Here is a 20,751-nt window from a genome sequence, read left to right as displayed (position 1 = left end):
GACCTTGAGGCCGCCTGAGGCCGCGCCTGACGACCTGAGGCCGCGCCGTGGGCGGGTGAGACGCGCCGGGGCGAGGTTTCGGCGCGTCGCCGGCGGGTATCGGTCGTCACCCGTACGTGGTGGTTCCGGTGCGATCCTCCCGGTGTGATCGACGATCATTCCTGTTAGGATTAGCACATGCGTTCGAACGATGTGCCTCCGGTCAGCCTCGCGATGCGGGCGCTGCCCGCCGGTCCGAGCGCCGCCCTCGACCGCCTCCGGACCCGCGACCGGATCGAGTCGATCGCGCGCCTGCGGTCCGCTCTCCGCGCCATGGGTGACGTCGACGTCTCCGGGTGGGACGACGCCACCCTCACCGAACACCTGGCCGACCTCTCCCGTGCCCTGGTCGGCATCGACACCGAGCTGAGCCGCGTCGCCGACGCGGTCCGCGCCCGCGGCTTCCGCATCGAGGAGCCGAAAGCCGCCTGACCGGTCTCGTCAGCCCCACGGCTCGACGAATCGGGTGTCACCCGCGCCAGGTTCACCGACGGGCGGGGGCGCTGCGGGCGGTCCGGGTTCACGATCATGGCCGGCGGGGGCGGCGGGTGGCCGCGGATTCCGTGATCGGCTGCCAGGATGGGTGGCGTGCGGTTTCTCGATATCGCGGCGACCTCGGCCGCCGTCGCGGGCACCTCGGGCCGGAAGGCGAAGGTCGGGCTGCTCGCGGAGGCGCTGCGGCGGCTGGAGCCGGGGGAGATCGCGGCGGGGGCCGCGTACCTCGCCGGGGAGTTGCGGCAGCGGCAGACCGGGGTGGGGTATGCGAGCCTGCGGGATCTGCCGCCGGCTGCGGTGGAGCCGACGCTGACCGTGGGTGGGGTGGACGCGGCGATCGCGGAGATCTCCACGGTGGCGGGGACGGGGTCGCAGGCGCGGCGGCGGGAGCTCCTCGGGGCGCTCTTCGGGGCGGCCACCGGGGACGAACAGCGGCTCCTCGCCGGGCTCTTCGGGGGTGAACTGCGGCAGGGAGCGCAGGCCGGACTGCTCGCCGAGGCGATCGGGGTCGCGGCCGGGGTGCCGGTCACCGTCGTACGCCGGGCGCTGCTCCTCAACGGGGACCTCAAACAGGTGGCGGTCGCGGCGCTGACCGGTGGGGCACCCGCGCTCGCTGGGATCCGGCTGAGGGTCGGCACGCCGCTCAGCCCGATGCTCGCGCAGAGCGCCCCCGACGTCGGCGCGGCGCTGCTCGCCACCGGGACGCCCGCCGTGGTCGACACCAAGCTCGACGGGATCCGGATCCAGGTGCACCGGTCCGGCGGTGACGTGGCCGTCTTCACCCGCAGCCTGGACGACATCACGGCGCGGCTGCCCGAGGTGGTGGCCGCGGTCCGGGCGCTGCCCCTGCGCGAGGTGGTGCTGGACGGCGAGGCGATGGCCCTCGGGCCCGACGGGCGGCCGCGGCCGTTCCAGGAGACGTCGAGCCGGGCGGCGACCCGGAGCCGGGCCGGAGGAGCGGCGAGCCGGGCCGCGGGCGGAGTGAGCCGGGCCGGGGGTGGGGCGGAACCGGTCGTCCTGGTGCCGTACTTCTTCGATCTGCTGCATCTCGACGGTGTGGATCTGCTGGACGAACCCGGGCGGGTGCGGTGGGACGCGCTCGCCGGGGCGCTTCCGGACGGGCTGCTGGTCGGGCGGACCGAGGTGGAGACCGGGGAACAGGCGGCGGCCGCCTTCGCCGCGGCGCTCGCGGCCGGTCAGGAAGGCGTGGTGGTCAAGGCGCCCGGTGCGGCGTACGACGTGGGGCGGCGGGGTGCGGCGTGGGTCAAGGTGAAGCCCCGGCACACGCTGGACCTGGTGGTGCTCGCCGTCGAGCGGGGGCACGGGCGGCGCCAGGGGTGGCTCTCCAACCTGCACCTGGGTGCCCGCGATCCGGAGTCCGGCGGGTTCGTGATGCTGGGGAAGACGTTCAAGGGGCTCACCGACGAGCTGCTGCGCTGGCAGACCGAGCGCTTCCGGGAGCTGGCGGTCGAGGACGACGGCTGGGTGGTACGCGTACGGCCGGAGCAGGTGGTGGAGATCGCCTTCGACGGGGTGCAGACGTCGCCACGCTATCCGGGCGGGGTGGCGCTGCGGTTCGCGCGGGTGCTGCGCTACCGCGAGGACAAATCCGCCGTCGAGGCCGACACCATCGACGCGGTCCGGGCCTTGAGGGTCTAGAGAGCGGCCAGACTGCGGACGTAGTTGACCGACTGGTTGATCTGGGCGATGTCCTCCTCGTGCTTGACCGGGACGCGGGCGACGTACTGCATGGTGCCGCTGGTCACGGTGACCTGCACGGTGCCCTGCGGGACGGTCTCCTTGACGAGCAGGAGTAGCAGGCTGAACCCGGCGGTGAAGCAGACGCCGACCCCGGCCACGATCTTGGCCCACAGCGGGGTACGCCGCTGACTCAGCCAGAACTCGTTGACCTGCCAGCGTGAACCGGCGAGCGGGAAGTCACCCACCGGTGTGCGTACGAGAGAGGAGGTGATCTGAATTTCGGCGATCTCCACGATCACCGGGCCGGGCTCTGGCGCGTGGGCAGGCTCGGCGGGTGCCGGTGAGGGAGCGCCCCAGGGGTCGTCCGGCGGGAGATTCATGCCCGGGAGATTAATCGTCCCGGTCCCGCATCGCGATCCGGCGCTCCGCCACGGGTGATCTAACCGGCGCTCCCGTCCGTGTCGGTGCTCGCCTTCCGCGCCGCGACGGCCGCGGCCTTCCGGTCGGCCTCCTCGACCCGGTCCATGGAGCGCGCGGCATTGCGGCGGTCCGCCTCCTCGACCCGGTCCATCGAGCGCGCGGCCTTCTTCGCGGCCTTACGCCGGTCGGCCTCGGCGACCCGGTCGAGCGCGGGGGCGCGAGCGGGCTCCTCCGGCAGCGGATCCGGGCCCGCCGGCGTCTGCTCGGCGGCCGCGGTGTTCTCCGCGGCCTCGCGACGGGCCTGGTAGAAGAGGAGGACGTACGGCATGACGGAGAAGAGCCACCACTGGACCGAGTACCCGCCGTTCTGCCAGGCGTCCTCGTGCTCGATCGGCACCGGGGTGAACCCGGCGGCGTCGGCCGGGGTGGACGTGGTCAGCAACACGTACGCCCCGTAGACCGGGAAGGGCAGCTCACCCGCGAGCCGGGGCAGGTTGACCCGGCGGGTGTCCAACCGGCCGTCCCGCTCCTCGACCGGCGCGGGTCGGCTTTCCGACAGGTGGATCTGACCGATCACGGTCACCTCGCCGGTCGGCGCGGCCGGGACCACGGGCGAGGCGAGCGCACCCGCCTCGGGGGCCGGGACCCAGCCGCGGTCGATCAGGACGGCCGCACCGCCGGCGAGCCGCAGCGGGGTGAGGATCTCGAAACCGACGTCGCCCTCGACCGTCCGGCCCCGGGCCTGGATCTCGTGGGCGGTGTCGTACTGCCCGGTCACGGTGATCTTCGTCCAGGCCAGGGACTCGCCGGGTGCGGCGCCCGCGGTACCGGTCGTGGTCGGCGCGGCGAGGACGGACGTCAAGTTGACAGCGGACACCGAGTCCGCCGCGTCGATCCGGGTATTGATTTCATGGCGTTCGTGGTACCGGCGCAGCTGCCAGTTGCCGAGCATCACCATGACCACCGAAGCGACCACGGCGAGGGCGGCGGCGGCCAGCCAGCGGGGTGTCAGGAGGAACCGGTACACGCCCCGAGGCTACCCGGCCAGGCGGCGGCCTCCGTCAGAGCCGGGTACTGTGCGACATCCGGCCTTCATTAGCACGTGACCGCCGTCCGCGGAATACTCGGGGGAGATATTGATCACCCAGCCTCGCCTGGTCGTGAGCGCGCCGTCGTCGGGCCACGGCAAGACCGCGATCGCCGTCGGTCTGCTCGCCGCCATGACGGCGCGTGGCATTCCGGCCGCGGGCTTCAAGGTCGGCCCGGACCACACCGACGCCGCGTACCTCGGCCTCGCCGCCGGGCGCCCCGGCCGGAACCTGGATCCGCGCCTGGTCGGCGCGCAGCGCATCGCGCCGCTCTTCGGCCACGGCGCCGCCGGCTCCCAGCTCGCGGTCATCGAGGGCGCCATGGGCCTCTTCGACAGCCTCACCGGCCAGCCCGAGCTGGACGGCACGGCCGCCGTCGCCGCGGCGCTGCGCGCGCCGGTCGCCCTGGTGGTGGACGTGGCCGCGATGGGTCACTCGCTCGCCGCGCTGGTGCACGGCTTCCGGATGTTCGACGAGATGGTCCACCTCGGCGGCGTGATCCTGAACCGGGTGGCGTCGTCCCGGCACGAGCAGATGCTGCGCAGCGCCCTCGACGACATCGGCATGCCGGTGCTGGGCGCGCTGCGCCGCGGCGACCTGCCGAACGTGCTGCCCGCCCGCGGGAACGGCCCGGTCCCGGTCGCGCACCGGACCGTCGAGGCCAGCCGCGCGGTCCGGCGCCTGGGCGAGGCGGTGGCCGGCCTGCTCGACCTGGACCGGTTGATGGCGCTCGCCGCGTCCGCCCAGCCGCTGCCCGGCCCGCTCTGGTCGCCGGCCGAGGCCGCCGGCGAGCCGATCGAGCAGCTCCAGCGCCCGGTGGTCGCCCTCGCGGGTGGTCCGGGTGCGCCCTTCACGTACGTCGAGACCGCCGAGCTCCTGGCCGCGGCGGGTGCCGACGTGGTGGTCGTGGATCCGCTGCGGGACGAGGCGCTGCCGGCCGGCACGCGCGCGCTGATCGTCGGGTCCGGGCTTCCCGAGGGGTACGCCGAGGAGCTCTCCGCCAACCGCCGCCTCTCCGCGGCCGTCGCCCAGTTCGCCCGTGAGGGCTGGCCGGTGGTGGCCGAGGGCATCGCGCTGCCCTGGCTCGGCCACGAGCTGGACGGACGCCCGATGTGCGGGGTGCTGGACGCCACGGCGCTCACCGCCGACCAGACCGTCGCCGGGTACCGCGAGGCCACCGCGCCGGGCACCTCGGTGCTGGCCCCGGCCGGCGCCCGGATCACCGGGTACAAGCAGCACCGCACGATCGTCACGCCCCGCGCCGGTTCCTCCCCGGCCTGGACCTGGTCCGGCGGCAACCCGGAGGGCTTCGTCTGGCGCCAGGTGCACGCCTCCCAGCTGGGCCTGCACTGGGCCGCCGCCCCGGAGATCGCCAACCGCCTGGTCCAGGCGGCCGTGGCCGGTCCGGCGGGCTCGTCCCCGCACCTTCCGCCGACCCAGCCGATGTCGCCCGCCTCGCACCTGCCGCCCACACAGCACATGCCCCCGGCCCAGCACCTGCCCCCGGCCCCGCAGCCCTCGCCGGAGCAGCACGTCCCGCAGCCGGCGCCGATGTCCCCGGTGCAGCCTCAGCAGGTTCCTCAGCCGTTGCCGGTTCCTCAGCATCAGCCTCAGCCGCTGTTGATTCCGCAGCAGATGCCGCAGCCTCAGCAACCGGCCGGTTCGCCGATCCTGATCCCGCAGCCGGCGTCGGGCGGGCAGTTCGCGCCGATGCCCCAGCCGGCCGTCCACTCCATGCCGACCGCTCACCCGATGCCGGTCGCGCAGTCCGCGCCGACCGCCCACCCGATGCCGACCGCCCACCCCACCCCGGTCGCGCAGGCCATGCCGCTGGCCCAGCCCATCCCCGGATCGGCCGGCCCCGGGGGTTCCTTCGGCCCGGGCGGCGTCTCCGGTCCCGGCGGCCCGCTGGGTCCCGGCGGCGTCTCCGGTCCGGGTGGGCCACTCGGCCCTGGCGGGATGTCCGTTCCGGGCGGTGTCTCCGGTCCGGGTGGGCCGCTGGGTCCCGGTTCGCAGGGTTTGCCGCCCGGTATGAACATCCCGCATCAGAACGGGGCGCACCCGAACGGGGCGCACCCGAACGGTGCCTATCCGAACGGTGGTCAGGTTCCGGGCGGGCCGATCCACGCCGGCCCGTACCCGAACGACCCCCATCAGGGCATACCGCACCCGAACAGCGTGCCCCCGGAGAACCGCCCCACCGCCGACATCACCCCGCACGCCGAGGCCTTCCCGCGTAACTGACGCTCGGCCCGGCGTGTGAATCCGATCCCGCTGTGCAGCCCTGAGGGGTCGCTGTCGGGGGCGGGTGTCACCAGACGAGCTTGTCGGACGGTGGTGTGAACTTCAGGCGGGGCTGGCCCTTCAGCGCGTCCCGTAGCGTCTCGGCGACGGTGTACTTGGACATCAGGGAGCGGCCCGTGCCGACCAGGTGCTCGGGGTTGTCCGGGTCGGCGACGAAGGCGGAGGCCGCCAGCTGCGGCGTGAACCCGCTGAACCACGCCGTCTTGTTGTTGTCGGTGGTGCCGCTCTTGCCGGCGACCGGGCGGCCCATGATGCCGTAGACCATCTCGGAGGTTCCCCAGCCGCCGCAGCTGCCGCGGTGGGCGCCGTAACCGGTCACGCAGGAGGCGGCGTCGGTGGCGGCGCGGGCGACGTTCGGGCTGAAGACCCGGCGGCAGCGCGGGGACGCGACGAGTTTGTGCTGGTACGTCGCGTTGCTCCCGTCCGGGTTGCGGATCGAGACGACCGGGAGCGGTTCGCAGTACGAGCCCTCCGCGGCGACCGTGGCGAAGACGTTGGCGATCTCCACGGGGGTGGCGTCGCTGACCCCGAGCGTGAACGCGCCCCACCCGGAGGCGTGCGACGGCTTGGCGAGCTTCCGGTCGACGGCGGTGCGCCAGCGCAGGCCCAGCTTCTCGGCCATGGCGACCGCCTTCTCCGCGCCGACCTTCTGTTCCAGCTGCACGAAGTACGTGTTCACCGACTTGCCGAACCCGCTCCACATGGTCTGCGTGCCGGTCATCGACTTGCTGGAGTTCTTCGGGCACCAGTTGACACCGCAGGTGGCCGGGCCGGGCGCGGTGATGTATTTCGATACGTACCGCTCGGGGGCGTAGAACGACGTGCCGAGCGGTATCCCCTCGTCCAGCGCGGCGAGCATGGTGAAGATCTTGAAGGTCGACCCGGCCTGGTAGCCGGCCATGTCGCCGCCGCCGAGCAGCGGGTTGACCGTGTTCGGGTAGTTGCCCCGGACGTCGCGGCGCTGGGACCAGTCGCTGTGCCGGCCGTTGTGCTCCTGGTCGAGCGAGTAGCGCCGGTTCACCGCCATCGAGACCACCCGCCCGGTCCCGGGCTGGATCACCACCTCGCCGTGCGCGAACGGGCTGCTCCGCCGTTCCCGGGAGAGGACCTGCTTCATCGCGATCCGCTGGACCTTCGGGCTGATCGAGGTGACCACGCGGTACCCGCCGCGGCGCAGGTTCTCCTCGCGCTCCTGCGGGTTCGCCCCGAACGCCGGCTGCTCGCGCCACCAACTCTTGAAGTAGTCGCAGAAGAAGCCCAAATCGTTGATGGCCCGGGGCACCGAGACGCAGTCGTTGCGCGGCGAGCTCAGGTGCAGCTTGATCTTGGCCTTCTTGGCGTCGGCGGCCTGGCTCGGGGTGATCGACCCCATCTTCAGCATCTGGTCGATCACGTAGTTGCGCCGCAGCAGCGCCGCGTTCTGGTTCCTCGTCGCCGGGTCGTACGCCGAGGGCGCCTTGACCAGCCCGGCGAGCAGCGCCGCCTCGTTCAGGTCGAGGTCCTTGGGCTGCTTGGAGAAGAAGACCGTGCTGGCCGCGTAGATCCCGTACGCCCGGTGGCCGAAGTACGCCGCGTTCAGGTAGCGCTCCAGGATCTGCTGCTTGGTCAGCCGGTGTTCGACCTCGATGGCGAGCCGCATCTCCCGCAACTTGCGGGTGGCGGTCTGCTCGGTCGCCTCCAGGGCCTCCTTCGGCGTACGCGCGCTGTCCCGCAGCGCCATCCGGACGTACTGCATGGTCAGCGTGGACGCGCCCTGGGAGACGCCGCCCGCCTTCTGGTTCGCCACGAACGCGCGGGCCACCCCCTTGGCGTCCACCCCGTTGTGCTCGTAGAACCGGGTGTCCTCGCTGGCCACGATGGCCTGGGTGATGTACGGCGACATCCGGGCGAGCGGTACCTGCCGCCGGTACTCCTCGTAGAACATGGTCAGCAGCGTCTTGCCGTCGTTGGCGTAGACGTACGTGGTCTGCGCCGCGGGCACCTCGTCGAGCTGCTCGGGCATCTTCTGCAGCGCGTCGGTGCCGACCTTGACACCCATCCCACCGAGGGCGGCCAGCGGGTAGGAGAGCCCGGCGATGACCAGTCCCGCGATGAGACCGGCGCGGATCAGCAGGGCGATTCTTCCGGCTACGGTGGGGCTTCGGTCGGTCACTCTATGACGGTAAGACAAAACGGTTCATGTTATCCCTAAACAGCCGAAGTGAGGCACCGGTGATCGTGCGGCATGCTGGGCGCATGACGTTCGACCTCGATCATCACGGCGACGCCGAGGTGGGGGCGGGTCTGGTGGATCTCGCGGTGAACGTGCGGCACCAGGCCATGCCCGGGTGGCTGGCCGCCCCGATCGCCGCGTCGCTCGGGGGGCTCTCCGCCTACCCGGACGCGACCGCAGCCACCGCCGCGGTCGCCGCCCGGCACGGCCGGGACCCGGAGGAGGTGCTGCTCACCGCGGGCGCCGCGCAGGCCTTCGTGCTGCTGGCCCAGGCGCTGCGCGGGGCGCACCGTCCGGTGGTGGTGCATCCCCAGTTCACCGAGCCCGAGGCTGCGCTGATCAATGCCGGTCACCGGGTGGACCGGGTGCTGCTGCGTGAGGAGGACGGCTTCCGGCTCGATCCCGGGCTGGTACCGGACGACGCCGACCTGGTCCTCGTGGGCAACCCGACCAATCCCACGTCGGTGCTGCACCCGGCGGCCGACGTGGCGAAGCTGGCCCGGCCGGGGCGGGTGCTGGTGGTGGACGAGGCGTTCGCGGACACCACGTACCGCCCGGGGGTGCCGCACGAGCCGGAGTCGCTGGCCGGGCGCCGTGACCTGCCCGGCCTGGTGGTGCTCCGCAGCCTGACCAAGACCTGGGGGCTGGCCGGACTGCGGATCGGGTACGCCCTCGGCCCGGCCGCCCTGCTGCGCCGGCTCGCCGTCGCGCAGCCGCTCTGGGCGGTCTCCACCCCGGCGCTCGCCGCCGCGCGGGCGTGCGCCTCGCCACGGGCGGTGGCCGCCGAGCGGGAGATCGCGGCGGCGCTCGCGGCCGAGCGTGCCCACCTGGTGGATCGGTTACTCGACGTGCCAAGCATCACGGTTGCCGGCGATCCGGCCTCCGCGTTCGTCTCCATCCGCCTCCCCGAAGCCCCTCTGGTCCGCCTTGAGCTGCGAAAACGTGGCTACGCGGTGCGCCGCGGCGATACCTTCCCAGGGCTGGGCCCCGACTGGCTCCGGATTGCGGTGCGCGACACTGCCACCACGGACCGATTCGTACAGACTCTGCGTGACGTGATCGAGGAGCGCCTGTGACCCTGGAGACCACCCTGGCGGCCATCCGCCCGGCCGACGAGCAGGCGATGACCGCCGCCCGCGAGCTGCAGGCGCGGCTGACCAAGCCGGCCGGTTCGCTGGGCCATCTGGAGGAGCTTTCGGTACGCCTGGCCGGGCTGGCCGGCGACTGCCCGCCACCGATGCCCGAGCCCGCCACCGTCGTCGTGTTCGCCGGTGACCACGGTGTGCACGCCCAGGGCGTCTCGCCGTGGCCGCAGGAGGTCACCGCGCAGATGGTCGCGAACTTCGTGGCCGGCGGCGCGGTGGTCAACGCATTCGCCCGGCAGGCCGGCGCGGACGTGATGGTGGTCGACGCCGGGGTCAAGATCCCGCTGCACGGCGGCCCGAACCTGCTGGACGCCAACATCCGGCGCGGCACCCGGGACATGACCCAGGAGCCGGCGCTGACCCGCGAGGAGGCCCTCGCCGCGGTCGAGCTCGGCGCCGCGGTCGCCGCCCAGCTCGTCGCGGCGGGCGCGAAGTGCCTGCTCACCGGCGACATGGGGATCGCTAACACGACCCCGGCGGCGGCGCTGACCGCGGTCTTCACCGGCGCCGCCCCGGACGCCGTGACCGGGCGCGGCACCGGCATCGACGACGCGACGCTCGCCCGCAAGACCGACGTGATCGCCGCGGCGCTGGCCCGGCACACCCCGGACCCGGCCGATCCGCTCGGCGTGCTCGCCGCGGTCGGCGGCCTGGAGCACGCCGCGCTGACCGGGTTCATCCTGGGCGCGGCCGCGCACCGGGTGCCGGTGATCGTGGACGGGGTGATCGCCGTCTCGGCCGCGCTCGCCGCCGCCGCGTTCGCCCCGGACGCGGTCTCCGCGATGGTCGCCGGGCACCGCTCGGCCGAGCCGGGCGCCGCGGTCGCGCTCGCCCACCTGGGCCTTACGCCGCTTCTCGACCTGGGCATGCGGCTGGGCGAGGGCAGCGGTGCGGTGCTGGCCCTGCCGATCGCGGCGGCCGCGGTGCGCGTGCTGCACGAGGTCACGACGTTCGACGCGGCGGGAGTGTCGGAGAAATGAGCGTGGAAGCCCGGGAGACGAGCGCGGGAGTGTCGGAGAAATGAGCCTGTATCCCCTGGCCCTGCGCCTGGAGGGCCGCCGCGTGCTGGTGGTCGGCGGTGGCACGGTGGCGACCCGCCGGGTGCCCGCGCTGATCGCGGCGGGCGCGCTGGTCGAGATCGTCGCGCCGGAGCTGACCCCGGCCCTGCGGGCGCACGTGGACGCGAGCCGGGCGACCTGGACGCCGCGCCGCTTCGAGCCGGGCGACGTCGAGGGCGCCTGGCTGGTGCACGTCGCGATCGACGATCCGGAGGCCGCCGCGCAGGTCACCCTCGCCGCCGAGCAGGCCCGGGTCTTCTGCGTACGCGCGGACGACCGGGACGCCGCCACCGCGTGGACCCCGGCCGTCACCCGCCATGGCCAGGTGACCGTCGCGGTGACCGACGGTGGCGATCGCCGTCGCGCGATGGCCGTCCGTGACCTGGTCGCGCATGCGCTGGAGGCCGCCCCGCCGGCCTCCCCGGAGTTCAAGGGCGTCGCGCTGGTCGGCGCGGGCCCCGGCGACCCGGAGCTGATCACGGTCAAGGGCCGCCGCCTGCTCGCTGCCGCCGACGTGGTGGTCGCCGACCGGCTGGTACCCGGCATGCTCCTGGGCGAGCTGCGCCCCGAGGTCGAGCTGATCGACGCCGCCAAGATCCCGTACGGGCCGTCGGCCGCCCAGGAGGAGATCAACCGGATCCTGGTGGACCGGGCCACCCAGGGGAGGTTCGTGGTCCGGCTCAAGGGTGGCGACAACTTCGTCTTCGGCCGGGGCGGCGAGGAGGCCCTGGCCTGTGCCGCGGCCGGTGTCCCGGTGCTGGTGGTGCCCGGGGTGACCAGCTCGATCGCGGCGCCCGCGCTGGCCGGCATCCCGGTCACCCACCGCGGGGTGGCGCACGAGTTCACCGTGGTCTCCGGGCACATCCCGCCGGACCACGCGGACTCGCTGGTGGACTGGCCGTCGCTGGCCCGGCTCCGCGGCACCCTGGTGGTGCTGATGGGCCTGAAGAACCTGCCGCGGATCGCGGAGCGACTGATCGCCGAGGGCCGCGCGCCGGAGACCCCGGTCGCGGTGATCCAGGAGGGCTCCACCGCACACCAGCGCTCGCTGCGCAGCACGCTCGGCGAGGTCGCGGCCGCCGTCGCCGACGCGGGCATCCGCCCACCCGCGGTGGTGGTGATCGGCGACGTCGTCGCGGTCGCCGACGGCATCAGGACGACGGCCGGCTGATCTCGGCCGGGTGGAGAACGCGATTTGCCGCCGGTGAGGAGGAGCCCGGTTCTTCGACGCCCGCGGGGTTTGCGTTTGGCGGAAAACCGACCTCCTCCTCAGCGGTTACCAGGCAAATCGCCGCGGAGCAATCAGATAGAGCTCTCCCCGACACCCAGCTCGTCGAGGAAGCTGCGGGCCCAGCGAGCGACGTCGTGGGTCCGCAGGTGGCGCTGCATCACCCGCATGCGGCGCTTGAGCTCGGCGGGCTCGGCACCGACCGCGCGCAGCAGCGCCTCCTTGACCCCGTCGGGGTCGTGCGGATTGCAGAGGAACGCCTGGCGCAGCTCCGTGGCGGCGCCGGCGAACTCGCTGAGAACCAGCGCGCCCCCGGTGTCGCCGCGGCACGCGATGTACTCCTTGGCGACCAGGTTCATGCCGTCGCGGAGCGGGGTCACCATCATGACGTCGGCCGCCGCGTACATCGCGGCGAGCTCCTGGCGGTTGTAGGACTGGTGGAGGTAGTGCACGGCGGGCACGCCGACCTTGCCGAACTCGCCGTTGATCCGGCCGACCTCGCGCTCGACCTTGACCCGGAGCGACTGGTAGTGCTCCACCCGCTCCCGGCTGGGCGTGGCGACCTGCACCATCACCGCGTCGCCGACCTTGAGCTTGCCGTCGGCGAGCAGCTCGCGGAACGCCTTGAGGCGCAGCTCGATGCCCTTGGTGTAGTCGAGCCGGTCGACGCCGAGGATGACCGTCTCGGGATCGCCCAGCTCGGCGCGGATCTGCTTGGCGCGGGCCTGCACCGCCGGGTCGGCGGCCATCCGCTCCATGCCGAGCGTGTCGATGCTGATCGGGAACGCGCCGGCCTTGACCTTGCGGCCGTCGACCTGGATCGACTGGCCCTCGTAGCGGAGCCCGAGCAGGTGCCGGGCGAGCCGCACGAAGTTCTGTGCGGCCAGCCGCTGCTGGAAGCCGACCAGGTCGGCGCCGAGCAGGCCGCGCAGGATCTCGGCCCGGAACGGCATCTGCATGAAGAGCTCGATCGGCGGGAACGGGATGTGCAGGAAGAAGCCGATCCGCAGGTCGGGGCGGAGTTCCCGCAGCATCGCGGGAACCAGTTGGAGCTGGTAGTCCTGCACCCAGACCGTGGCGCCCTCGTCGGCGACCTCGGCGGCGGCTTCGGCGAAGCGCTGGTTGACGGCACGGTACGTGTCGCGCCAGCGCCGTTTGTAGACGGGAGTCTCCACGGCGTCGTGGTACAGCGGCCAGATCGTGGCGTTCGACTGGCCCTCGTAGTAGCGCTCCAGCTCGTCGGCGCTCAACGGCACCGCGTGGATGTGAATACCTTCCAGATCGAACGGGTCGGGCGCGGGACCATCCCCGCCGGCCCAGCCGATCCAGGTTCCGCGATGCTCGGTGAGCACCGGATGCAGGGCCGTGACCAGGCCGCCCGGGCTGGGGCGCCACTGCCGTTCGCCGTCCGGCAGGGTCACCTCGTCCACGGGCAGGCGGTTGGCGACGACGACGAAGGAACTTCGTTGGGCCACGCTGAGTACACCTCCGGGTGGTTTCTGTTCCCAGACCGAGCCTACTGTGCGTAGCCTCCCCGGTCTCACCCACTCTGGTCCGGCCTGGTCACGGGGTGCCATCCTGGGCCGGTGACACCCCTCGATGATCATTCCCAGCAACGGCGCCCGCTGTTCTTCCCTGTGGTGATCGCCACGGTGTTGCTCACGATCATCGGTATGATCGGCGGTCATCTGCTAGGGGAGCGCCGCGATCGGGCGGCGGCCACCTCGCCGACCTCGTCGGTGGTCTACCCGAGCGCGTCCCTCTCCGGGCCGCTCTGCCCCGAGCAGACCCAGGAGGTCGCCGCCCGCAACGGCGCCACCGGGGAGCTGTACCAGGTCCTGCGGGTCACCACCGACCGCAAGACCGTGGTCTGGATCTGCCGGGACGCCGCCGGGCGGCTCTACTACCACGCCAACAAGGGTGGCACCGACGCCGAATGGGTGGAGGGGAAGACCGCGCTCTTCCTGGACGGTGTGCAGGACCTGGGCGGTGACAGCTACCGCGTGGTCTCCTGGGACAACGTCGTCTTCGAGGTCGACCGGGCGCGGCTGCTGATCTCTCGGCCGGATGGAGAGCAGCAGGAACAGGAAGTGGTCGGCGACTGACCCCGGGGTTGGCGTTCGCCGTCACGGCGGTACCTGGAAAGATTGTCCTTTGATTCCGGCACCGAAAATCGACGATCGCGGAGGTAGGGCACACCGTGGCCCAGTACATCTACGTCCTGGAAAAGGCGCGCAAGGCGCATGGCGACAAGGTCGTGCTCGACAATGTGACGCTGAGCTTCCTGCCAGGCGCCAAGATCGGTGTCGTCGGCCCGAACGGCGCCGGTAAGTCCAGCCTGCTCAAGATCATGGCGGGGCTCGACAAGACGAGCAACGGCGAGGCCCGGCTGATGCCCGGCTACACCGTCGGCATGCTCGCGCAGGAGCCCCCGCTCAACGACGAGAAGACCGTCCTCGGCAACATCGAGGAGGCGGTCGCGGAGACCAAGGGCAAGCTCGAGCGGTTCAACCAGATCGCCGAGCTGATGGCCACCGACTACTCCGACGAGCTGATGGAGGAGATGGGCAAGCTCCAGGAGGAGCTCGACCACCTCGACGCGTGGGACGTCGACTCCAAGCTCGAGCTGGCGATGGACGCGCTGCGCTGCCCGCCGCCGGACGCCGACGTCACCCAGCTCTCCGGCGGTGAGCGCCGCCGGGTCGCGCTCTGCAAGCTGCTGCTCGAGGCGCCCGACCTGCTGCTGCTCGACGAGCCCACCAACCACCTCGACGCGGAGAGCGTGAGCTGGCTGGAGCAGCACCTGGCGAAGTACGCGGGCACCGTCCTGGCGATCACCCACGACCGGTACTTCCTGGACAACGTGGCCGGCTGGATCCTGGAGCTGGACCGCGGCCGGGCGATCGGCTACGAGGGCAACTACTCGACGTACCTGGAGAAGAAGGCGGCGCGTCTGGCGGTCGAGGGCCGCAAGGACGCGAAGATGAAGAAGCGCCTCACCGAGGAGCTCGAGTGGGTGCGCTCGAACGCCAAGGCGCGCCAGACCAAGAGCAAGTCCCGCCTCGACCGGTACGAGGAGATGGCCGCCGAGGCGGAGAAGACCCGGAAGCTGGACTTCGAGGAGATCCAGATCCCGCCGGGCCCGCGTCTGGGCAACACCGTCATCGAGGTCAACGGCCTGACCAAGGGCTTCGAGGGCCGGACGCTGATCAACAACCTGTCGTTCTCGCTGCCGCGCAACGGCATCGTCGGCATCATCGGCCCGAACGGCGTCGGCAAGACCACGCTGTTCAAGACCATCGTCGGGCTGGAGCAGCCGGACGAGGGCTCGGTCCGGATCGGCGAGACGGTCAAGCTGTCCTACGTCGACCAGAGCCGCGCGGGCCTGGACCCGGCCAAGACGCTGTGGGAGGTCGTCTCCGACGGTCTCGACCACATGATGGTCGGCAAGGTCGAGATGCCCTCCCGGGCGTACGTGGCGGCCTTCGGCTTCAAGGGCCCGGACCAGCAGAAGCCGACCAAGGTGCTCTCCGGTGGTGAGCGCAACCGGCTCAACCTCGCGATGACGCTGAAGATCGGCGGCAACGTGATCCTGCTCGACGAGCCGACCAACGACCTGGACGTCGAGACGCTCTCCAGCCTGGAGAACGCGCTGCTCGAGTTCCCGGGCTGCGCCGTGGTCATCTCCCACGACCGGATGTTCCTCGACCGGGTCGCCACCCACATGCTCGCGTGGGAGGGCACCGACGAGGAGCCGGACAAGTGGTTCTGGTTCGAGGGCAACTTCGAGGCGTACGAGAAGAACAAGATCGACCGTCTCGGCGCCGACGCGGCCCGTCCGCACCGGGTCACCTACCGCAAGCTCACCCGTGACTGATCGTTTCGTCATCGATGTGCCCGTGCGCTGGTCCGACATGGACGCGTACGGGCACGTCAACAACGCGCGCTTCCTCACGCTCTACGAGGAGGCCCGGGTGGCGATGTTCTTCGTCGGGGCGCGGGAGCACGGGCTGGGCTCCTTCGAGGAGGGCATCGTGATCGCCCGGCACGAGATCGACTACGTGAAGCCGGTCGACTTCGGTGATCCGGTCCGGATCGAGATGTGGGTCTCCGAGCTGCGGGTGGCCGCGTTCACCGTGTCGTACGAGCTCTTCGACGACGGTGTGCTGGCGAGCCGGGCCAAGTCGGTCTGCGTGCCGTATAACCTGGCCAACGGGCATCCACGCCGGTTGTCCGAGGCGGAGCGGGACTTCCTGAAGCCCTACACGTCGGCCGCTGCGGGATCGGGCGCCGCCGTTGCGGGTGCTGCCGCGGCGTCCGGCGAGGAGCCGGCTCGCTCGGTGGGAGACCGGTCATGAGTGGGCACGGCCTGCTCGGGGTTCCCGATGCGGGCGCGTTCCTGGCGCGGCTGACCAGGCTGGATCCGGCCGCGCCGGTGCGGTTGCGGTCGTCCGGTGGGCGGACCGCGCTCTGGGCGCGACTCCCCTGGGACGTGCTGGTCACCCGCGAGGTGGCCGGCCCGGGCCCGGGGGACGCCACGGTCTCCGCCGCCGCGCTGCTCGCGATCCTCGCCGCCGGCGGGGACGAGCTGCCGGAGCGCCGGGACACCCAGTGGCGCTGGCCGCTGCCGCCGGCCGCGAGCCAGGCCGTCGAGTCGATCTCCGGCGCCGAGCTGGACCGGCTCGCCGCGGCGGCCGCCGGGACGCTCCGGGAGATCAGCGCGGGCGGGGTCTCCGGCCGGGCGGTCGGGCAGCGCGCGGTCCGCGACGCCCTCCTCGATCACGTCGCCCTGGTCGTCACGCCGGAGGACGGCGATCCGGTGCAGGTCTCCCAGCGACTCGTCCAGGCGGTCGCCCGGATGGGTTTCCTCGGTCCGCGAGACACCGAACCGGTCGAGGCGCGGGTCCGGGTGGCCGGCAGCTGGGTGGGAATTTCTGCACCATATGGAGTAGCGTGGCGACAGAGCGTTCACAAATTGACCGTTATGCCGATGGTTAGTCACCCGAAAGGGTGATGTCGCATCGTTCTTCCGGTCCCGCCCTCCCGTTGGGGGGATGACCTTCACGACCTGTCCGGGTACCGTCGGCCCTCGGATCTACTGCTACGTCCGGTGGTGGGTCTGTTGGGGAGTGAGGTGCACACGATGCCGTGGTGGTCATGGCGTCCGGGCTCGGCCGCGGGTGACGAGCCGGATACCGGTGGCGAGGTGGCGGTGCAGAACGCCGTTCGCGTCGGTGTCCCGGCCCAACGCGAGCCCGCCCGGGTCGGCGCTCCGTCCGAGCCGTCGGGGACGACCGGAACGTCCGATGTGATCGAACCGGTGACGCTGACGCGGATCGGCAAGGCGCTCGACATGCTCGACATCCGGTTCCTCGCGGACGGCGGCGGCAGCCTGCTCGCGATGTGGGAGCGGCACGCGGTGCTGTTCACGCTCGAGGGGCCGGACGACGAGATCCTGGTGATGCGGGCCCGTCCGCACGCGACCGTTCCACCGGACTGGGCCGACCGGGCGTACCGGGTGGTCAACGAGTGGAACCACACGCGGCGGTTCTGCAAGGCGTACGTCGGCGATCCCACCGAGCGGGGTCAGCTGCCGATCTACGCCGAGCTGCAGGTGCCGCTCGCGGCCGGCGCGCACGACACGCTCCTGGTCGAGCTGCTGGACTGTGGCGCCGCGGTCGCGACGTCTTTCGTGGACTGGCTCCACGACGAGGGTGCTCTGCTGTAAGGGTCTTCTCCACTCACGCAGGTGGAGGGCCAGGGCCAGCGAATGCTGGGCCCCGGCCCGACCCTCGGCGGGAGCGACGGTCTGCACCCCGCGACCAGGTGCGAGAACGATCTCTTGATCTTGAATTGGCTGTCGCTCTACAGCGGGAACATGCCCAGGCGGCCGTGGTACTCCTTGCCGAGTTCGTCGGTGTCGGAGCCGACGATCAGGCCGTTCGGGACCACCAGGAAGGCGCGGACGCCGACGCCGCGGGCCCGGGTGGGGTTCCAGGAGAGCGCACGTCCGGTGGTCGGGCTGACCGCGCCGATGCCGGGACGGGAGACCGCGCCGGGGCCCGGGCCGTTGCCGTCGGTGCCGTACGGATTGTCGAACCAGCGCTGGTGCCCGCCGAGATAGACCACCGATCCGGTGACGGCGACGGCGTAGAGCGAGTCGCCGCCGGTGCGCTGCACCCAGGTCGGGTTGTGCCGGCCGGAGCCACCCGCCTCGAAGCGGGCCGCCGAGTCGCAGAGCTTCTGTGCCGACGAGGCCCGTCCGGTCGCGGCGACCACGAAGTACGCGCCGTCCGGGGAGAACTTGACCTGCCGCAGATAGGTGTCGAAGCCCTTCATGCACGGCGGCTCGTACGCGTCGGTGTACCAGTCGGTCAGCTCGGCCGAGGCGCCGCCGACGTCGAAGAGGGCGATCTGGGTCCGCTCCTCGTCGCCCGCGCGGAGGAAGGCCCCCACGGCGACCAGGCGGCTGTCGTCCGGGGAGATGTCGAAGTGCTCGACCCGGACCCGCTTGAGACCCGGGCCGGAGAGCCGGGCGTCGAAGTCCTCGTCCACCGTGCCGCTCTCGGCGTCCACCCGGACCAGGCCGACCCGCTCCACGCCGTTGACCGCGGAGAACGTGCCGCCCGCGTAGAGGTCGTCGCCCCGGTGCGAGAGTGACCGGACGTCACCCCAGTTGATCCTCGCCTTGAACGAGGTGTACCGGTTGCCGCTGCCCAGCCAGAGCCGGGTGATGCCGCGGGAGCCGGCGCCGTTGACGGTCTTGAAGGCGCCGCCGGCGTAGACGGTGTCGTCGTCGCCGGGTGCCAGCGAGTAGACCGCGCCGTCCACCTCCGGGGCGAACGAGCGGATCGCCCCGTCCCGCAGACCGTACGCGAAGATGTTCTTCCGGGCGTACGTCTGGCGGCGGCTCGCGTCGGCGACCTTGGTGAACGCGCCGCCGACGATCACGGTGTCGCCGACCACCGCCAGCGACCAGACCGTGCCGTCCAGTACGTGCGGGGTCCAGTCCACCGGATTGGCGGAGACGATCCCGTTCTGCGCGGGGTCGGCGGCCGCGGGCGGCGCTCCGGCCACTGCGGCTATCAGTACGGTGGCTGCGGCCAGCAGTCGGCGCATGGGACGGCTCCCGGGGATCGGTGAGTGACACCCGATCAACGAGCAACCCGCGCGGAGGGCGCGGTCAGGTAGCCGGCTCCGCGGGATCCATCGTGTTCACCATGAAGTACGCCGCGCGCTCCAGGTAGCTCCACAACTCGGTGTGCAGGGGCTCGGCCAGTTCCAGCGAGTCGACCGCCACCCGCATGTGGTGCAGCCAGGCGTCGCGGGATGCCGGGTCGACCCGGAACGGTGCGTGCCGCATGCGCAGCCGGGGGTGACCGCGGCTCTCCGAATATGTGCTGGGACCGCCCCAGTACTGCATCAGGAAGAGCGTGAGCCGGTCGGCGGCCGGGCCGAGGTCCTCCTCCGGGTACATCGGCCGGAGCAGCGGGTCCTCGGCGACGCCCTCGTAGAACTTGTCGACGAGCCGCCGGAACGTGGGCTCGCCGCCGACGGCGTCGAAGAAGGTGGTGGGTGCGCTCACCGTTCCATCCTGCCAGCCGGTTCGCGGGTGCTCAGGAGCGCTCGGGTGTGACGCGCGGCATGGGTGTGACCTCCGCCACCGTCGTTGAGGGCTCCGGCTCGGTCGCCGTGCTCGTCCCCGGCGTGGCTGTCCCGGTGGCGGCCTCCCGGACCAGGGCGAACCGCTCCGGCCGCGGCCAGCGCAGCGCCACGGCCAGCATCAGCAGGGCGCCGCCGAGGCTCCAGAGGCCGACCACCCGGGGCAGCGGGAAACGGTCGGCGAGGCCGCCGGTGACGATCACCGCGAGGAACTGGCTGGCCTGGATGCCGCTGGAGACCACCCCGAACGCCCGCGCCCGGTGGCTCGGCGGCACCAGCAGCACGAAGGTCGCGTTCAGCGTGGGGAAGAGCGCGCCCACGCACATGCCGCAGCCGAGGACCAGCAGCACGACCACCGGGATCGGCGGGCCGAGAAGCGCCGGGACCAGCAACAGCGGGGTGAGCACGGCGAGCGGCGGGACCAGCCGGACCCGCCGGGCCTCGGGCACCAGGCGGCTGAAGAGCAGCCCGCCGATCACCCAGCCGAGCGGGGAGGCCGCCATGATCGCGCCCTGGTCGAGCCCCTGATTGCCGTGGGCCGACCCCTCCGCGGCCCACGAGGCGGCGAGGCTCTCCGGCACGATGCTGAAAACGATCACGGTGAAGACCACGATCGCGATCGAGCGGAGCGCCGGCTCCCCGAAGATCAGCCGGTAACCCTCGCCGGTCTCGCGCAGCAGGTGGGTACGCCGCTCCGGCGCCAGCGCGGCCGGCCGGTCCGCGACCGCGACGGTGACCAGCAGCGCCGACGCCGCGAAGGAGAGCACGTCGAGGCCGAGCGCCGCCCGGGGGCCGAGGGTCACCGCGACCGTCGCGCCGACCAGGTAACCGGCGACCTGGGCGGCCTGCCCGGCGGTCTGGTAGGCGGCGAGCGCCAGGGAGAGACGCTCACGGCCGACGATCATCGGGGTCAGCGCCGAGCGGGCGGCCTGGGCGGGCGGCCCGCCGAAGCTGGCCAGCAGGAGCGTCGCCAGGACGGCCGGGGCCGGCAGGTGCGGGATCAGCAGCAGGCCGATCATCACCATCCGGAACAGGTCGGAGGCGATCATGACCCGCCGGTACGGGTACCGCTCGGCGACCGAGGAGAGCAGCGGGCCCGCCACGATCGCCGCGAGGTAGCCGGTGGCGAACGAGGCGGCGGAGAGGAGCACCGAGTCGGTCTGCTGGTAGACCAGGACGGTCACCGCGGCCCGGGAGAAGTAGTCGCCGACCCAGCTGATCAGTTGCGAGCCGAAGACGGCCCTGTACTCCCGGAGAGCGAAGATGTCGCGGAACGTGGCTTGTTCAGCACTTTCCGTTACTTCGCGGTCCGGGTTCTTCGGCCCTGTGGGGTCGTCGGACACCAGGCCCTCCATCGCTGTCGACGATCACCGAGGGCCGGCGACGGTCGGGCACGGGC

17 protein-coding genes and 1 pseudogene are annotated in these 20,751 nt (G+C 72.2%); 11 read left to right on the top strand and 7 right to left on the bottom strand.

Going from position 1 to position 20,751, the window contains the following annotated elements; all coding sequences use genetic code 11:
- The first annotated feature begins 177 nt into the window (after positions 1-177).
- Both AB0M08_RS17085 and AB0M08_RS17080 read left to right on the top strand, forming a co-directional pair.
- Positions 178-471, top strand: coding sequence for a hypothetical protein (locus AB0M08_RS17085; RefSeq protein WP_364493752.1), 294 nt, complete (start codon positions 178-180; stop codon positions 469-471).
- Between the two features lie 147 nt (positions 472-618).
- Positions 619-2,193 (top strand): ATP-dependent DNA ligase, encoded by a 1,575-nt coding sequence (locus tag AB0M08_RS17080; RefSeq protein WP_364493572.1) that lies wholly within the window; start codon positions 619-621, stop codon positions 2,191-2,193.
- Here AB0M08_RS17080 and AB0M08_RS17075 read toward each other — a convergent pair.
- Complete coding sequence (locus AB0M08_RS17075; RefSeq protein ID WP_364493570.1) at positions 2,190-2,615, bottom strand: hypothetical protein; 426 nt, start codon at positions 2,613-2,615, stop codon at positions 2,190-2,192. The two genes, AB0M08_RS17080 and AB0M08_RS17075, sit on opposite strands and share 4 nt — an antisense overlap.
- 59 nt (positions 2,616-2,674) lie before the next feature.
- The gene (locus AB0M08_RS17070) at positions 2,675-3,682 is read right to left on the bottom strand and encodes an SURF1 family protein (protein WP_364493568.1); all 1,008 of its coding nucleotides are present in this window, start codon (positions 3,680-3,682) and stop codon (positions 2,675-2,677) included.
- A gap of 133 nt (positions 3,683-3,815) precedes the next feature.
- Here AB0M08_RS17070 and AB0M08_RS17065 point away from each other — a divergent pair, with 133 nt between their 5' ends.
- Positions 3,816-5,987 carry a cobyrinate a,c-diamide synthase gene (locus AB0M08_RS17065; RefSeq protein ID WP_364493566.1) on the top strand — a complete coding sequence of 724 codons (2,172 nt, stop codon included), beginning with the start codon at positions 3,816-3,818 and terminating at the stop codon, positions 5,985-5,987.
- A 67-nt stretch (positions 5,988-6,054) separates the two neighbouring features.
- On the opposite strand, the gene AB0M08_RS17060 is transcribed toward AB0M08_RS17065, so the two are convergent.
- Positions 6,055-8,199: a transglycosylase domain-containing protein gene (locus AB0M08_RS17060; protein ID WP_364493564.1), complete on the bottom strand. Its 2,145-nt coding sequence runs from the start codon at positions 8,197-8,199 to the stop codon at positions 6,055-6,057.
- Between the two features lie 26 nt (positions 8,200-8,225).
- Here AB0M08_RS17060 and cobC point away from each other — a divergent pair, with 26 nt between their 5' ends.
- From cobC to cobA, 3 genes are read left to right on the top strand one after another with little or no spacing between them, the layout of a single operon-like run.
- Positions 8,226-9,335 carry an Rv2231c family pyridoxal phosphate-dependent protein CobC gene (cobC, locus tag AB0M08_RS17055; RefSeq protein WP_364493562.1) on the top strand — a complete coding sequence of 370 codons (1,110 nt, stop codon included), beginning with the start codon at positions 8,226-8,228 and terminating at the stop codon, positions 9,333-9,335.
- A 47-nt stretch (positions 9,336-9,382) separates the two neighbouring features.
- Complete coding sequence (gene cobT, locus AB0M08_RS17050) at positions 9,383-10,384, top strand: nicotinate-nucleotide--dimethylbenzimidazole phosphoribosyltransferase (RefSeq protein ID WP_364493732.1); 1,002 nt, start codon at positions 9,383-9,385, stop codon at positions 10,382-10,384.
- Positions 10,385-10,424: 40 nt separating this feature from the next.
- A complete protein-coding gene (gene cobA, locus AB0M08_RS17045) occupies positions 10,425-11,633 on the top strand; it encodes a uroporphyrinogen-III C-methyltransferase (protein ID WP_364493560.1) in 1,209 nt (402 codons plus the stop codon).
- Positions 11,634-11,764: 131 nt separating this feature from the next.
- Here the strand turns inward: cobA and AB0M08_RS17040 are convergent, their stop codons facing one another.
- Positions 11,765-13,165: a trehalose-6-phosphate synthase gene (locus AB0M08_RS17040; RefSeq protein ID WP_364493558.1), complete on the bottom strand. Its 1,401-nt coding sequence runs from the start codon at positions 13,163-13,165 to the stop codon at positions 11,765-11,767.
- Positions 13,166-13,276: 111 nt separating this feature from the next.
- Between AB0M08_RS17040 and AB0M08_RS17035 the strand changes: the two genes are divergently transcribed.
- From AB0M08_RS17035 to AB0M08_RS17015, 5 genes and pseudogenes are all read left to right on the top strand, one after another.
- A complete protein-coding gene (locus tag AB0M08_RS17035) occupies positions 13,277-13,795 on the top strand; it encodes a hypothetical protein (RefSeq protein ID WP_364493556.1) in 519 nt (172 codons plus the stop codon).
- 95 nt (positions 13,796-13,890) lie between these two features.
- The gene (gene ettA / locus AB0M08_RS17030) at positions 13,891-15,567 is read left to right on the top strand and encodes an energy-dependent translational throttle protein EttA (protein ID WP_364493554.1); all 1,677 of its coding nucleotides are present in this window, start codon (positions 13,891-13,893) and stop codon (positions 15,565-15,567) included.
- Positions 15,560-15,955, top strand: a pseudogene (locus AB0M08_RS17025) (thioesterase family protein); the annotation flags it as partial. The gene ettA and the pseudogene AB0M08_RS17025, both read left to right, overlap by 8 nt.
- 89 nt (positions 15,956-16,044) lie before the next feature.
- Positions 16,045-16,704 carry a hypothetical protein gene (locus AB0M08_RS17020; protein WP_364493552.1) on the top strand — a complete coding sequence of 220 codons (660 nt, stop codon included), beginning with the start codon at positions 16,045-16,047 and terminating at the stop codon, positions 16,702-16,704.
- Between the two features lie 129 nt (positions 16,705-16,833).
- Entirely contained in the window at positions 16,834-17,418 is a 585-nt protein-coding gene (locus AB0M08_RS17015; protein ID WP_364493550.1) for a YbjN domain-containing protein, read from the top strand.
- A gap of 137 nt (positions 17,419-17,555) precedes the next feature.
- Here the strand turns inward: AB0M08_RS17015 and AB0M08_RS17010 are convergent, their stop codons facing one another.
- The 3 genes from AB0M08_RS17010 to AB0M08_RS17000 all read right to left on the bottom strand — a co-directional run bounded on the left by AB0M08_RS17010 (position 17,556) and on the right by AB0M08_RS17000 (position 20,695).
- Positions 17,556-18,809 (bottom strand): PKD domain containing protein, encoded by a 1,254-nt coding sequence (locus AB0M08_RS17010; RefSeq protein ID WP_364493548.1) that lies wholly within the window; start codon positions 18,807-18,809, stop codon positions 17,556-17,558.
- A 64-nt stretch (positions 18,810-18,873) separates the two neighbouring features.
- Positions 18,874-19,275, bottom strand: coding sequence for a globin (locus AB0M08_RS17005; protein WP_364493546.1), 402 nt, complete (start codon positions 19,273-19,275; stop codon positions 18,874-18,876).
- Between the two features lie 31 nt (positions 19,276-19,306).
- Positions 19,307-20,695: an MFS transporter gene (locus AB0M08_RS17000; RefSeq protein ID WP_364493544.1), complete on the bottom strand. Its 1,389-nt coding sequence runs from the start codon at positions 20,693-20,695 to the stop codon at positions 19,307-19,309.
- Positions 20,696-20,751: the final 56 nt, after the last annotated feature.

It is taken from the genome of Actinoplanes sp. NPDC051851 (genome assembly GCF_040681165.1).
GTDB lineage: Bacteria > Actinomycetota > Actinomycetes > Mycobacteriales > Micromonosporaceae > Actinoplanes.
This window is presented reverse-complemented; position numbering and strand designations above follow the sequence as displayed.

What these genes read in the sequence shown, in the direction of transcription:
- AB0M08_RS17020 (WP_364493552.1), top strand. Translation starts at nt 16,045, where the DNA reads ATGAGTGGGCACGGCCTGCTCGGGGTTCCCGATGCGGGCGCGTTCCTG.
- AB0M08_RS17015 (WP_364493550.1), top strand. Translation starts at nt 16,834, where the DNA reads ATGCCGTGGTGGTCATGGCGTCCGGGCTCGGCCGCGGGTGACGAGCCG.
- AB0M08_RS17075 (WP_364493570.1), bottom strand. Translation starts at nt 2,615, where the DNA reads ATGAATCTCCCGCCGGACGACCCCTGGGGCGCTCCCTCACCGGCACCC.
- AB0M08_RS17085 (WP_364493752.1), top strand. Translation starts at nt 178, where the DNA reads ATGCGTTCGAACGATGTGCCTCCGGTCAGCCTCGCGATGCGGGCGCTG.
- AB0M08_RS17080 (WP_364493572.1), top strand. Translation starts at nt 619, where the DNA reads ATGGGTGGCGTGCGGTTTCTCGATATCGCGGCGACCTCGGCCGCCGTC.
- AB0M08_RS17010 (WP_364493548.1), bottom strand. Translation starts at nt 18,809, where the DNA reads ATGCGCCGACTGCTGGCCGCAGCCACCGTACTGATAGCCGCAGTGGCC.
- cobA (WP_364493560.1), top strand. Translation starts at nt 10,425, where the DNA reads ATGAGCCTGTATCCCCTGGCCCTGCGCCTGGAGGGCCGCCGCGTGCTG.
- cobT (WP_364493732.1), top strand. Translation starts at nt 9,383, where the DNA reads ATGACCGCCGCCCGCGAGCTGCAGGCGCGGCTGACCAAGCCGGCCGGT.
- cobC (WP_364493562.1), top strand. Translation starts at nt 8,226, where the DNA reads ATGTTATCCCTAAACAGCCGAAGTGAGGCACCGGTGATCGTGCGGCAT.